Origin of the sequence: Bradyrhizobium sp. BRP19 (genome assembly GCF_020194195.1) — a bacterium.
Lineage (GTDB): Bacteria > Pseudomonadota > Alphaproteobacteria > Rhizobiales > Xanthobacteraceae > Bradyrhizobium > Bradyrhizobium yuanmingense.
Genome location: NZ_JADYVZ010000004.1, coordinates 105141 through 118117, shown reverse-complemented (window position 1 = coordinate 118117; position 12977 = coordinate 105141). Strand labels below are relative to the sequence as shown.

General features: G+C 61.0%; 13 protein-coding genes. 4 read left to right on the top strand and 9 right to left on the bottom strand.

Annotated elements, in window-relative coordinates:
• The first annotated feature begins 196 nt into the window (after positions 1-196).
• Positions 197-475 (top strand): hypothetical protein, encoded by a 279-nt coding sequence (locus I6F36_RS15115; RefSeq protein WP_225171678.1) that lies wholly within the window; start codon positions 197-199, stop codon positions 473-475.
• 514 nt (positions 476-989) lie between these two features.
• On the opposite strand, the gene I6F36_RS15110 is transcribed toward I6F36_RS15115, so the two are convergent.
• The 9 genes from I6F36_RS15110 to I6F36_RS15070 all read right to left on the bottom strand — a co-directional run bounded on the left by I6F36_RS15110 (position 990) and on the right by I6F36_RS15070 (position 10239).
• Entirely contained in the window at positions 990-1703 is a 714-nt protein-coding gene (locus I6F36_RS15110) for an ABC transporter ATP-binding protein (RefSeq protein ID WP_225171677.1), read from the bottom strand.
• A complete protein-coding gene (locus I6F36_RS15105; RefSeq protein WP_036004179.1) occupies positions 1684-2415 on the bottom strand; it encodes an ABC transporter ATP-binding protein in 732 nt (243 codons plus the stop codon). Before I6F36_RS15105 ends, I6F36_RS15110 begins: the two co-directional genes overlap by 20 nt.
• A gap of 32 nt (positions 2416-2447) precedes the next feature.
• A complete protein-coding gene (locus I6F36_RS15100; protein ID WP_225155736.1) occupies positions 2448-3437 on the bottom strand; it encodes a branched-chain amino acid ABC transporter permease in 990 nt (329 codons plus the stop codon).
• 16 nt (positions 3438-3453) lie between these two features.
• On the bottom strand, positions 3454-4323 hold the full coding sequence (locus tag I6F36_RS15095) for a branched-chain amino acid ABC transporter permease (RefSeq protein WP_225171676.1): 870 nt from the start codon (positions 4321-4323) through the stop codon (positions 3454-3456).
• Positions 4323-4481: a hypothetical protein gene (locus I6F36_RS15090; protein ID WP_157783994.1), complete on the bottom strand. Its 159-nt coding sequence runs from the start codon at positions 4479-4481 to the stop codon at positions 4323-4325. The genes I6F36_RS15095 and I6F36_RS15090 overlap by 1 nt, the downstream gene beginning before the upstream one ends.
• Before the next feature lie 64 nt (positions 4482-4545).
• A complete protein-coding gene (locus I6F36_RS15085) occupies positions 4546-5670 on the bottom strand; it encodes an ABC transporter substrate-binding protein (RefSeq protein WP_225171844.1) in 1125 nt (374 codons plus the stop codon).
• A gap of 82 nt (positions 5671-5752) precedes the next feature.
• Positions 5753-7195, bottom strand: a complete 1443-nt coding sequence (locus I6F36_RS15080) for a glutamine synthetase family protein (protein ID WP_225171675.1) — start codon at positions 7193-7195, stop codon at positions 5753-5755.
• A gap of 33 nt (positions 7196-7228) precedes the next feature.
• Positions 7229-8587: an aromatic ring-hydroxylating dioxygenase subunit alpha gene (locus I6F36_RS15075; protein ID WP_036026089.1), complete on the bottom strand. Its 1359-nt coding sequence runs from the start codon at positions 8585-8587 to the stop codon at positions 7229-7231.
• Positions 8588-8643: 56 nt separating this feature from the next.
• Positions 8644-10239, bottom strand: a complete 1596-nt coding sequence (locus tag I6F36_RS15070; protein ID WP_225171674.1) for an amidohydrolase — start codon at positions 10237-10239, stop codon at positions 8644-8646.
• 268 nt (positions 10240-10507) lie between these two features.
• Here I6F36_RS15070 and I6F36_RS15065 point away from each other — a divergent pair, with 268 nt between their 5' ends.
• The 3 genes from I6F36_RS15065 to I6F36_RS15055 are packed head-to-tail and all read left to right on the top strand — an operon-like array spanning position 10508 to position 12960.
• The gene (locus I6F36_RS15065; RefSeq protein ID WP_346656655.1) at positions 10508-10870 is read left to right on the top strand and encodes a 2Fe-2S iron-sulfur cluster-binding protein; all 363 of its coding nucleotides are present in this window, start codon (positions 10508-10510) and stop codon (positions 10868-10870) included.
• Positions 10867-12105, top strand: a complete 1239-nt coding sequence (locus tag I6F36_RS15060) for an NAD(P)/FAD-dependent oxidoreductase (protein WP_225171673.1) — start codon at positions 10867-10869, stop codon at positions 12103-12105. Before I6F36_RS15065 ends, I6F36_RS15060 begins: the two co-directional genes overlap by 4 nt.
• Positions 12106-12165: 60 nt before the next feature.
• Positions 12166-12960: an IclR family transcriptional regulator C-terminal domain-containing protein gene (locus I6F36_RS15055; protein ID WP_109144609.1), complete on the top strand. Its 795-nt coding sequence runs from the start codon at positions 12166-12168 to the stop codon at positions 12958-12960.
• Positions 12961-12977 lie beyond the last annotated feature (17 nt).

Below are 12977 nucleotides of genomic sequence, written 5' to 3'. Positions count from 1 at the left end.
CAGGCCGGAGAGCGGCTCCGCCGAAGAGTTCGATGGAACGAAGATCGGCAGCGCGGGTTTGCTGGACGAGTTCAGACCCTGGATGGAAGAGCCACGCGAACAATCGGCCTCGGCGCTCCCATCGAGCCCGAGGCCGGTTTTCGTCGAAGCCAGTGCATGGTCTGGACAAGGGAGGACGCCGATCAGGAGAACCGACATGCTTGCCGACATTGACACCGACGATCTCACCGAGGTCGTGCGCTACGCCCTGGAGACGACCCGCGCGACGACGGCCTGCCCGTTCCATCGGGACGTGATCGTCCGCATCGGCGATGACGCCGCCGAGAGTCACGCCTTCGAGCGCGCCAAGCGAATCGTCAGATGCGACGGCGCCGAATGGGACAAGGAGGCTCTCAGGGCCGAGCTCGGCCGCCAGCTCGGCGCAGCCGCCGACGGCTGCTGCCCGAAGTGCGATCCGACCGCCTCGTGCACCTAGCGCGCCGCGATTTGCAAAATGTTGCGGCGCCACGCGTCGGCGACGAGCCATGCAGATCGACCCGCTCCGGCGACTTAACTTGTGTGAAGGCCGCAGATGGAATTGGCACCTAGCCTGAACGACGCGCGTCGTGCATCAGAGGTCAGACTTCCCGTGAAAGTGACAAAGCCGATCGCCTCGATCATGCGCGGGAGTTCCAAGACGGATCCTCCGTCGCCGGACGGGAACGACGAATGTCAGCTGCCGCCATCGGCCGAGAGGCGTCAGGTCGTCGATGAGTACGCCGAAAACTTGCGGAAGATCATCCGAAGACTGCTTGGAAGGCTGAACTGACAGCGCTTGCGGTCGTCCTTGAGCGCTTTGCGGCAAGGGATCAACTTGTCCGGCCCTTTGGCGTGCGATCGTGCTCCGGTTCGCCTTTCCGGGCGAGCGCTACGGCCAAACCCCGCCGCCCCGACGGGGCAAGGGTGATACGAGCTTGCCCATTGTCTCAATGACAAGGAAGCCGCATGCCTCAGTGCACCCCAACACCGAGCAGGCGCTCGACCATTTTGGGGTCGTCGCGCAAGTGCGAGCATTCACCACTCCAGACCGCTTTGCCGCGTTCAACCACCATGACATGATCGGCAAAGCGCAGCGCTCGTTCGATCTGCTGCTCGACCAAAATGATGGTCATTTCACCAGAACTCGCCAGCGCGGTGATGATTTCCATGATCTGATCGCAGATCACCGGCGCGAGCCCCTCGAGCGGCTCATCCAAGAGGAGAACTGAAGGCCTTCCCAGCAGCGTCCTGGCGAGCGAGAGCATCTGCTGCTCGCCGCCCGATAATTGCGTCCCGAAATGGCGTCGACGTTCGGCCAACCTCGGAAACATCACGTAGACCTCTTCAAGTGCCTCTCGACCTCGATCCTTGAGACCCGCGACCAGGTTTTCTTCCACCGTCAGGGACCGAAATATGTCGCGTGTCTGCGGTACGTAACCGAGACCTCGTTGAGCGCGTGTCGATGCCTTGGTATCCGTGAGATCAGCCTCGCCCAGGAATACTTTTCCCCCATGATGGGTCGTCAGACCCATCAGCGATGCGAGCAAGGTCGTCTTGCCGGCTCCGTTTCGACCAAGGACGCTGAGACGGCCTCCGGGCAAGACCTCGAACGACATGTGATCGATGATACGGGTGGGGCCATACCCGGCACTGAGACCTTTGACTTCAAGACGCGTGGCGGGCATCTGCGTAGCTACCTAGATAAGCTCGACGGACTTCCTGATGGTGCGTGACTTCTGCCGGATCGCCCTGGAAGATCAGCTTTCCGTTGGCGAGAACGAGCACACGGCGGGCAAATTTGAAGACCAGGTCCATGTCATGCTCGATCATCAAGACCGCGATATCAGATGGCAATCTGTCGATCGCCTCGATGATCTTGGAGGACTCCTCCGACGGAACCCCTGCCGCGGGCTCGTCCAGGAGCAGGACCTTCGGCTCGAGAGCAAGCCCGATTGCCAGGTCAAGAAGGCGCTGCTGACCGTACGCCAGTTGCGAGACCTGCCTGTCGGCCAGATGGGCGATACCGAGCGTTCCAAGGGCCCGCTCCCACTCCCGACGAACGTCCGGCCGATCCATCGGGCAGGAAAACATGCTTCTCGTGAGCCCCTTTCGTTGCATCACGGCGAGCGCGACGTTTTGTGCGACCGTCAGGCTCTTGAAGAGCCTCGTGATCTGAAATGTCCGGATCAAGCCGGCGTCGACGCGATCGGAAATCGGTAGCGCGGTGACATCAACACCAGCGAGGTGGACGGCACCCTGTGAAGGGGTCAAGTCGCCGGAGATGACGTTGACGAGCGTGGTTTTGCCCGCGCCGTTCGGGCCAATCAACGCGACCCTTTCTCCCTTCCCGATACTGAAGGAAATATCATCGTTGACCCGCATCCCGCCGAAGGACATCGAAACGTTTCGCAGTTCGAGCAGCGGCCGGCTCACGGGCGCCTCCTCATCACCGAGGCGGTGCGACCAGCAAGCAAGCCTCCAAGGGACACCAGGCCTTTCGGGGCGAACAAAACGACCCCGATCAGCAACGCACCGACCATGGTCATCCAATGGAATGGATTCGCAGCCGAGACGTAGTGCTCGAACACTTGGAAGACGATGGATCCGATCAGCGCGCCCCAGAGACTGCCTGCGCCACCCAGGACCAGCATGACGAGAGCTTCAGCCGACCGCTCAAATCCGATGCTATCCAGTCCCACGACGCCCGTATTGATGGCATTGAGAGCACCACCAATTCCGCCAACAACCCCCGACACGCCATACATCAGCACGAGCCGGGGATACACGCGGGCACCGATCATCCGAGCTCGCAGGCTGTCATCCTTGATTGCCTGACAAAGCAGGCCGAACGGAGAGTGCACGATTCGAAGCAGCACCACGAACACGACCATAAGCACCGCAACGGAGAACACATAGCCGGTGCGACCATACATGTCGAACGCATAGACCCCGAAGATTCGTCCAGGCGAAATGCCGGACAATCCGTCGCTTCCGCCCGTCAGGCTGGACAGTTTGTTGGCCAGCGCCGCGACGAGCTGTCCGACGGCAATGGATAGCACGAGCTGGGGGAGACCCTTGAACCTCGTGACAAGGACGCCTGAGACCAGCCCCATCACGGCACCGGCCACCGCCCCCACGAGCAACAACAGCAGGGGGTCGGAATGTCCGGCAAGGCAGGCGTTACCCACGACGTAGGCGCTCACACCGTAGATCGCCGCATGCCCCAGGGTGGCGACACCGCAATACCCCGTGACCAGATCGAGCGACAGCACCAGAAGCGTGATGCTGATCAGTCGCGTCAGAAACGCGAGGTCCTCCGGAAAGAGCGTGTAGCCGAGCACTCCGAGCGCCAGCGTGATTGCGACAGCGCGCAGCTCAAGCGGCACGGAAAAACGCGGCGGGCTCACGCCATCGACCATGGCTCGATCGGTCACGTCAGTGCCTCCTGCCCAAAAGGCCGTTCGGGAACAGAAACACGACCAGGATGACCGCAAGATAGAAGAAGAACTCACCATATTCGGGTGCAAGGTACTTGCCGGTCGTGTCCGCAAGGCCAAGCAATATCGATGCCGCCACGGCGCCCGGGATCGATCCTGCCCCGCCGACCGAGACAACGACAAGGAACGTCACCATATATCTGAGCGCGTAAAAAGGTTCGACGGGCAGCAGTTCGGCGCCCACCACGCCCCCGAACGCCGCCAGGCCGACCGCAAGCGCGAAGGTCGCGGAAAAAAGGATCTGCGTCTTGATTCCGAGCGACTCGGCCATGTCACCGTTGTCGACCGCGGCACGCAGCCGGATCCCGAACTCGGTGCGGTCGATCAGTAGCCAGAGCAAGCCCGCGGTGCACACTCCGCAAATCATCACGAAAATCCGATGAGCCGGGATCATTCGGAAGCCGAGATCGACGGGACCGCTCAGCAGCGGAGGCAGCGGAATGGATTTGGTCGTCGGGCCAAGAATGTAGTTGGCAACGCCAATGATGACGAACGCGATGCCGATCGTGAGCAATATCTGGGTCAGCTCATCGGACTTGCGATAAATCCGGCGGTAGAGAAGAAATTCGAGCGGAAAGGCGATCGCGATGGTGCCGAGGACCGCCAGGACAATCGCGAGTGGATATCCAGCGCCCGCGTTCTTGAGCGCAAAAGACGCGAGATATCCCCCGATCATCGCAAATGCGCCATGAGCAAGGTTCACGACCCTCATCAGGCCCATCATGATGGACAGCCCGATGGAGATGATGAAGAGCACCATGCCGTACGAGAGGGCATCTAGCCCGATGCTGAGACCCGTCCACGCCATTAGTTGAATGCTTCCGCGGCTTTTCGGATCTGGAGCCGCTCGGCAGCCAGCCCGAACAGGTGGATGTGCGCGTCCGTCAAGCCGGGTATCATCCGGTCGCTGGCATCGCGATAGATGCGACCGTTGACGAAGCGAATAGACTGCGACCGACCACTCATTCCGGGCCCTTATCCGACACGATGAAGAGATTGCTCGCGAGATTTACATCGCGAGCGATCCGCCCTAGTTCTTCGCCAGGCCCCAGTCCGGCTGCGCATCGAACGTTTGCAGTTCCTTGTTGAGGAGCTTGCCGTCCTGCTTCACGACTTCGCGCAGATAAACGTTCTGACGAATATGCCGGGTATCCGGGTCGATCGACACGGGGCCGCGCGGACTGACCCATTTCATGCCCTTCACGGCCGCAAGGGCTTTGTCCGGGTCCTTTTGGCCGTTGGTGGCCTCAACCATCTTGTAGATGAGCCGAGCACCGTCATAGGCCGCGACCGACGCCATGGTGATGTCCTCAGGCTTGGCACCGGCCTTGATCAGATCGGCCAGGAAGGCTTTGTTCTCTGAAGAGTCATGCGAGACCGCGTAGTGGTAAGTCGACAGGATGCCTACGCCGCTGTCACCGATAGTCGGAAGATCGGGCTCGGTCACGACATCACCCGTGGACAACAACTTCACGCCAGACGCTTTCAGCCCGTTGTCGATATAGGCCTTGACGAACCCCAGGGTTGGTGGACCGGCCGGCAAGAATGTGAAGATCATGTCTGCGCCGGAATCCTTGATCCTTTGCATGATCGGGCCGAAGTCGGTCGTATTGAGCGGCATCCTGATCGATTGGACGATGGTGCCTCCATCTGCCTCGAACGTCTTTTTGAAGGCCGATTCGGCATCGATGCCGGGGCCGTAATCGCTGACGGCGATCGCCACCTTCTTGGCCGCTCTGGCCTTCGCCACCTTCGCCGCGGGGACCGTGTTCTGCCACATCGTAAAGGACGTCCGCACGATGTAGGGGCTCTTCTCGACGATCGCGGACGTCGCGGCGTTCATGACGATCATAGGCACCTTCGCTTCCTCGAGAAGCGGAGCGACGGCCAGGGCGTCCGGAGTGAAGTACAGTCCCGCGATGTACTGAACCTTCTCCTTGACGATCAACTCCTGAGCCAATGATTTCGACTTGGCGGGGTTCGGCGATTCTTCGTCGCGATAGACAAACTCGATCTGATGATCGCCCACTTTCGATCCATGCTTGGCCACCCAGGCGTCGATGCCGTACTTGAAGTTCTGGCCGAACAAGGCATACGGACCGGACATGGTGCCGATGATCCCCACCTTGATGGTGTCGCACTGCGCCGGCGACATCCAGGCAGTGGCAATCGCGACGGCCCCAACAAGTCCAAACCTCAAGCTCATATCTCTCTTCTCCCGCTTCGGTGATGCTGTTTCAGAACATTTCGAAATATTCTCGCTGCTCCCACTCGGTGACCGTCGATTGGAAGCGCTCGATTTCTGCGTTCTTGATGAAAACGTAGTAGTCGACGAATTTCTCTCCCAGAGCCTCGCGGAAGAAGGGGTCATCGCGCAACGCGAACACCGCCTCGCGCAAGGAGGTCGGTAGGAGGTTCGCCTTGGTCTCGTAGGGAGTGTCCGCCGACGGACCGGGATCGAGCTGGCGATCAATGCCGTTGAGGCCGGCCAGAATCTGCGACGCCATGTAAAGATAGGGGTTTGCAGCCGGCTCGCCGATCCTGTTTTCGAGCCGGGTGGCTTTATCGTCGGGACCGCCCAGCACGCGGATCATGACGCCCCTGTTATCGCGTCCCCAGATCGCCCGATCCGGAGCCAGCGAGTAGGAACGGTAGCGTTTGTAGCCATTGATCGTCGGCGTCGAGAAGACCGCGGATGCCCTGGCATGCTCCAGCAGCCCGGCCATATAGTGCTTGCCAAGGTTCGACAGGCCGGCCGGTTCGCTGGTCATGAACGCGTTGACGCCGTCTGTTCGGGAGACCAGCGATTGGTGAAGGTGCCACCCCGATGACATCACGTTCGGTATCCGCGGCCGGCACATGAAGGTCGCGTGATAGCCGTGGCGGTTGCAGATCTGCTTCACTGCCGTACGAAACAGCACCATGGTGTCCGCCGGCTCAATGCCGACGGTGGGCTGGAACACGAACTCGCACTGGCTCGGCCCGTATTCCAACTCGATCGACCGAAGCGGCAAGCCCAGCGCCACGATGTTTTGCCTGATCAGCTCGAGCGCAGGCTCCATCTGGTCGTAACGTTGCTCCGTCAGGTACTGATAGCCCTGCGAAAGCAGGCTGACCTCCGGAGGCTCACCCGGTTGGCCGGGACTGCCGGCGTCCCAAGGCGCCAGTCGGGGATTCTCGACTCTGAAGATGTGGCATTCGACCTCGAGGCCCGCTTTGAAATCATAGCCCCGGTCCTTGAGCTGCCCCAGCACGGATTGGTACAGGCCCCTGGAGGCGAAGGGCACGGGTCGTCCGTCGGAGAAGTAGAGGTCGCAAAGCACCCACCCGGTTTTTGATGCCCAGGGGAGAACCTTGAAGGTGGTGGGATCGGCGACCATCAAGATGTCGCCTCCCCCCTGCATCTCGTGCATCCCGAACCCGCCGCCGGCGGTGAAGACGGGAAACACCGTGCGGTGAGAGGTATCTTTCGCGAGCAATGTCGTCGTTATCGAGCAGCCGCTCTCGATCGACGAGAGCGCCTCGGAAGCGACCAGCGCCTTGCCGCGCAAGATGCCGTGCTGGTCCGGAAAGGAGAGCCGGATCGTATGCAACTCCTGCTCCTCCGCCATCCGCCGCATGCGGATGGCAGCCTCCTTCTGTTCGGACGACCAGAGACCGTGCTTTTCGACGAAACTCAACGACATCTCCTTTGCTGAGCTGGGCGGCCTGGCTTATTCGGCGGCGGTCAGGTGAGGCACCTTCTTGGCGAGCTCGGCGGGCACCGGCGCGGCCCAGGGAGCGCCCCGACGACGCTTGACGTCCACTTCCATCCAGTAGGTTTCCCAGCCCTTCGTCGGACCGATGCCGTCCATTGTGGCCGGCCCCTGGATGCTGCGCGCGCTGGCAGCGTCGAGGAACAACAGCGGCTTGCCCCCGGAGGCCACCTTCTCGATCTCCTGGCGAAGCAGCCGGCGGTACTGAATGATCGCCTTGTCGGATTGCCCGAGATGCTCACGCGTCCGGTCCTGAATAGCGCCCATCGACTCGACGGCCCACTGGTCGTGGACGTTGATGTCCGCGCCCATGCCGGTGTAAGTCTCGGTCGCCTGCTCGTGCGGGTCGAAGCCGTAGTCGTTCGACTTGTTCTTCCGCGAGCGGTATTCCGGCAACTCGTAAAGCTCGAGGCGCTGCGCGCGCATTTTCGCCTTGTCGACGGGCGCGGCGTAGCTGGTGAAAATCGCATACCAATAGCAATTCACGTCGTCGACGGGCACGTGCCACTGGGTAATCGTCATCTCCGTGCTCATCGGAATGACGAACGCATGCGGGAATAGCTGGTTGGTGACGCGAACGTGGGTGCGCTGCTCGTCGATTTCTCGCAAGGCGATGAGCCGCAGGCCGTATTCGGTGTGCTCGACGTTGATGATCGGCCGGTCGTACTCGCGCAGGACCTTCGTCATGGGCATTTCCGAGTCGGCCGACGCACCGCGAAACTGCTTGCCATAGGCCGCCGATGTATCCTCATCCTCGAAGAACCGGTGAAGGAACGATGCGTGAGCCGGGTCGATGCCGACTTCCAGCGCCTGCAGCCAATTGCATTCGATCAGGCCCTTGAAGGCGAAGGTGTATTCGTCCGGCGCCGCGAAGCAGTCGATCTCCGGAAACGCGGGCGGCTCGCCTTCACCCAAATACGCCCACAGGATTCCACCCTTCTCCACCACGGGGTAGGACCGCTGCTTGATATTTTTGCAGAGCGAGGAGTTTGCAGGCTCGGCGGGCGTCTCGAGACACTGTCCCGTGACGTCGAACAGCCACCCGTGGAAGGCGCAGCGCAGGCCACCGTTCTCGAGCCGGCCGAAGGCAAGGTCGGCGCCCCGATGCGGGCAGTCGCGATCGAGCAGGCCATAGCGCCCCGTTTCGTCCTTGAACAGAACGAAGTTCTCGCCGAGAAGCTTGACGGCCTTGATGGGGCGCCCCTCCGCGAGTTCGTCGACGAGCGCAGCAGGCTGCCAATACATCCGCATCAGCTTTCCCGCGGGCGCCTTCGGTCCGACGCGGGTAATGAGGTCGTTCTGCTCTTGGCTCATCATGACTTGGATCTCCTCTCTCGGCTTCGAGATGCGTCCTCATGCTATCGGGACGCACACTAACGCTGAAACACGATCTTGCCGCCGACGATCGTCAGGTCGGCTTTGATGTCTTTGATCTGCTCCTCGGGGACCGTCATGAGGTCCGCCGACAACACGGTCAGGTCCGCGAGTTTTCCGGCCTCGATCGTCCCCTTCTCGTTCTCTTCGAACATATAGTGCGATGCCGCGCTGGTGTAGAGGCGCAGCGCCTGCTCGCGGCTGACGGCTTCGTTCGCTCCATAAACGCGTCCGGCGAGATCCTTGCGGGTTACCATGACGTAGATGTTGATGAAGGGATTGATCGTGTTCACCGGGAAGTCGGTGCCTGCGCCGAGGCTGTTCAGCCCCACCTTCTCGATGAGAGTTTTCGTGGGCACGGCCCGATTGGCGACCGCCGCACCCAGGAAGCGCTCGACGGTGGCCGCCTTGTCCCACATGAAAACGTTCTGGAGGTCGACTCTGACACCGAGGCGCTTTGCGCGCTCCATTTGCTCGGGCACTATCAAGCTTCCATGGATCAGGACGAAACGCCGATCCTTGATCGATTTCTCCTTGTCGGCCGCTTCGAATGCATCAAGGACGTGGTCGATGCCCTTGTCGCCGACGGCATGGACACCCACGCGCCAATTGTGGCGATTGCAAATGGACACCAGCTCCTTGAGGCGTTGCGGCGATTGCTGGGCAATGCCGTGGTAGCCATCATGCGAGTCTGGATAGGCCTCGCGCATGAGCGCCGTCTTGAGCGTCATGCCGCCATCGTAAAGGATCTTGATTCCGGCGAACTTCAGCCAGTCATCGCCAAAGCCGGAGGAGGCGCCGTTGCCTCGCATGATGGCCTCCCAGGCCGCGTTCTCGGCGGGGGGTTCCGGGCGCCACATGAGACCGACCCGTAGCGTTGCTTCACCGGCCTGCGCCACGCGCTGCAGGGCCGCGATGTCCCTGGGCGAGGTGGCCCCTTCTACGGCGCTGGTGATCCCGAACGAGTTCAGCACACCTTCCGCGAGCTTGAATTGGCGAAACTCGTCGTCCGCCGTCCACTCCGGAACGGTCTTTTCGACCTGATCGATCGCCGTCTCGACCAGAACGCCGGTCAGGTCACCGGCACTGTCGCGCTCAAACGATCCGCCGCTTGGGTTTGGCGTGGCCTTGGTTACGCCGGCCTTCTCGAGCGCCATCGAATTGGCCATCGAGAAGTGGCCAACGGTCCGGAGATAGACCGGATTGTTCGGCGCGACGCCGTCGATTTCCTGGCGTGTCAGGTAACGCTTTTCCGCGAGCTGTGACGGGGGATGCCAGGCGCTTCCGATGATCCACTCGCCGGGCTTTTTCTTCGCCACGAACTGCTTGATGCTTGCGAGGGCATCCGCAACAGTCTTGGCGCCGCTCATGTTGACGACGTAGTCGGACAGACCGGCAGCCTTGAAATGCGCGTGCGTGTCGATCAGCCCGGGAACGACAGTCTTGCCCTGCAAGTCGATCGTGCGGGTGCGATTTCCGGCCAACGCCTTGATCGTCGCCGCGTCTCCTACGGCCAAGATTCTTCCGTCGCGAACGGCAAGCGCGTCCGCAACCTTTGACTGACCGTCCATGGTGAGAATCTTGCCGTTGATCAAGGCAAGCGAGGGAGCATTGGCCTCCTGCTGCTGGGCAAACGCCGCGCCTGATGTCAGCACCACTCCCACGATCGCTGTCGTCAGCTTCATTGCATCCTGCCCTGTCGTTCGGTAGTCGAACATTAGTTCGATATCGTTCAGAATGACTCCAATGTGACGCGCAAGCAAGCAAAATATTTCCGCATAAGTTGCCTAATGGAACCGCAGCGGCGGCCAGCAGGTCGGGATTGAGGGTCCGCCAGAACTGCTCTAACCGTTTAACGAACTTATGTTCCCAGATCGAACAAACTTAGGAAACGGAGGTCGGATGCCGCGAGTGAGATTTGTCCAGCAGGACGGCAGCGGAAAATCCATCGAGGTCGGACCCGACGTGAGCGTGATGCTCGCGGCCGTCCGCAACGGTATTCACGGCATCGACGGCGAATGCGGCGGCTGCCTCGATTGCGCGACCTGTCACGTCTACGTCGATGAAGAACAAGCAAGCTCTCTCCCTCAGCCGAGCGAAGAAGAGCTCGAGTTGCTGTCCGCCGTCTCGGGAGAGCGAAAGCCGAACAGTCGGCTGAGTTGCCAGTTGAAGGTGCCCGCCCCTCTCGACGAGCTGGTGGTCCATGTGCCGGCGAGGCAATCATGACAGGGCTGGTCATCATCGGCGCATCATATGCCGGGGTTCAAGCCGCTCTCACGGCTCGTGACGCCGGCTATTCTCAGCCCATCACCATTGTGTGCGACGAAGAGTGGCTGCCCTATCAGAGGCCGCCGCTATCCAAGGACTTCCTTCTCGGGCGCATCAGCGAGCAAAATCTGATCTTGCGCGACGAGACTTTCTTCGAAGGCAAGCAGATCAATCTCGTTCTTGGGCAGCGCGCCACGCTGCTCGATTTGCACGCGCGACAGGTCACTCTGGCCGGCGGCTACGCTTTGAAGTTTGAAAAACTCCTCTTCGCCACAGGCTCGCGCGCGCGGCGCATCGCGGTTGAGGGCGCGGACTTCGATGGAATTTTCTATCTGCGTTCGGTGACCGATGCGATCGACCTGAAGGCAGGTCTGGCCAATGCTGCGGAGATTGTCATCGTCGGCGGCGGCTTCATAGGGCTGGAAGTTGCGGCCTCCGCGGCAAAGCTGGGCAAGAAGGTCACCGTCGTGGAAGCGAGCAGCCGCCTGCTTGAACGTGCCGTCTCGCCGGTCTTGTCGACCTTTCTTCTTGATACGCATTTGCGGGCTGGCGTCGACGTGATGCTCGACGAAACGGTTGCTTCCTTCAAGGGAAACGATCGAAAAGTTTCCGCTGTCGTGCTGGGCAACGGTGCCGTTGTCCACGCCGACCTGGTGCTGGTGGGGATTGGTGGTGTCGCCAATGACGAGATCGCGCGCTCGGCGGGGCTTAGATGCACGAATGGAATTGTCGTTGACGCGCACGGACAATGCGAAACATCGGACATTTTCGCGGCCGGTGACTGCGCCAACCACTTCAACCGCTTTTGCGAAAGCTGGGTGAGATTGGAATCGGTGCAAAACGCCCAGGATCAAGCGAAGGCCGCTGGACTGGCGATCGCCGGCGCTCGAGCGCCCTATGAGAATGTGCCGAGGTTCTGGTCCGACCAATATGACGTCAAGCTGCAGATCGTCGGGCTGGCCGGACGATATGATCGGCAGGCGGTCCGAGGTTCGGTCGACGACGGAAGATTCTCGGTCTTCTACTATCGCCAGGGCCGATTGGTCGCGGTGGACAGCGTCAACCGGCCAGGCGAGCAAATGGCAGCCCGACGCCTGATTGCGGCGGGAATCTCCCCTGCACCGGAGCAAGCCGCAGACTCTTCCTTTGACCTCAAATCCCTGGTGACAGCCGGAGACAAGGCTGGCGCCTAGCGCGCGGATTTGTGATGGTTCTCGCTTTCGAGAGGCCACTGAGAGGGACCGCCCAATAGAATGCCGAGGCTGAAGCGTACGGAAGAAGAGGAAAAGGCGCGGGAGGGCAGCGAGTTCATCGAGACCCTGGATCGGGGTCTTCGCGTGATACAGTCGTTCGGTATCGATCGCCGTCCAATGACCCTCAGCGACCTCTCCAAGAGCGCGAATCTTCCGCGGGCGACGGTGCGCCGGATTCTGATGACCCTCGTAAAATCCGGATTCGTCGCGGGCAACGAGCGGTTGTTTTCGCTAACGCCCAGAGTGCTGCTTTTGGCTTCGGCCTATTTGGCGTCGAACCAAATCAGCACCGTGATGCAGCCGTTGATGGACGAGGTCGCCGGCAAGGCCAGGGAGGTCTGCTCCCTTGCGGTCCTGGATGGCGAAGAGGTCGTTTTCATCGCCCGCTCGAGTCCGGCGCGGGTATTTTCGACCGGACTGGACATAGGATATCGGCTGCCGGCTTTCTGCACGTCGGTGGGACGCGTTCTGCTGGGCAGATTGGCAAACGACGAGCTGACGAGAACGGTCGACGGCATGAAGCTGGCGGCTCTGACCCAGTCGACGCTGGTCGACAAATCGGCAGTGATTGCGACGATCATTGCCGACCGCACCAAAGGGTATAGCCTTGTCGATCAGGAAGCCGAAGAGGGCTTTCGGTCGATATCGGTGCCAATTCGCCGCTACGATGGCGCCGTCATCGCGGCCGCAAATATCGGCGCTCATGTCGATCGCATCACGACCGGTGAGATGATCGATCGCTTCCTGCCTCTCCTCAAGGAGATGTCCCTCGCCGCGCAGCCCCTGCTCGTCTGAGAAGCTGCCGTCTTTTG

Bases quoted from the DNA above. Each gene is read 5' to 3' on its own strand.
- I6F36_RS15115 (WP_225171678.1), top strand. From the start codon at position 197: ATGCTTGCCGACATTGACACCGACGATCTCACCGAGGTCGTGCGCTAC.
- I6F36_RS15110 (WP_225171677.1), bottom strand. From the start codon at position 1,703: ATGCCCGCCACGCGTCTTGAAGTCAAAGGTCTCAGTGCCGGGTATGGC.
- I6F36_RS15105 (WP_036004179.1), bottom strand. From the start codon at position 2,415: ATGTCCTTCGGCGGGATGCGGGTCAACGATGATATTTCCTTCAGTATC.
- I6F36_RS15100 (WP_225155736.1), bottom strand. From the start codon at position 3,437: ATGGTCGATGGCGTGAGCCCGCCGCGTTTTTCCGTGCCGCTTGAGCTG.
- I6F36_RS15095 (WP_225171676.1), bottom strand. From the start codon at position 4,323: ATGGCGTGGACGGGTCTCAGCATCGGGCTAGATGCCCTCTCGTACGGC.
- I6F36_RS15090 (WP_157783994.1), bottom strand. From the start codon at position 4,481: ATGAGTGGTCGGTCGCAGTCTATTCGCTTCGTCAACGGTCGCATCTAT.
- I6F36_RS15085 (WP_225171844.1), bottom strand. From the start codon at position 5,670: ATGTCGCCGGCGCAGTGCGACACCATCAAGGTGGGGATCATCGGCACC.
- I6F36_RS15075 (WP_036026089.1), bottom strand. From the start codon at position 8,587: ATGATGAGCCAAGAGCAGAACGACCTCATTACCCGCGTCGGACCGAAG.
- I6F36_RS15065 (WP_346656655.1), top strand. From the start codon at position 10,508: ATGTTCCCAGATCGAACAAACTTAGGAAACGGAGGTCGGATGCCGCGA.
- I6F36_RS15060 (WP_225171673.1), top strand. From the start codon at position 10,867: ATGACAGGGCTGGTCATCATCGGCGCATCATATGCCGGGGTTCAAGCC.
- I6F36_RS15055 (WP_109144609.1), top strand. From the start codon at position 12,166: ATGCCGAGGCTGAAGCGTACGGAAGAAGAGGAAAAGGCGCGGGAGGGC.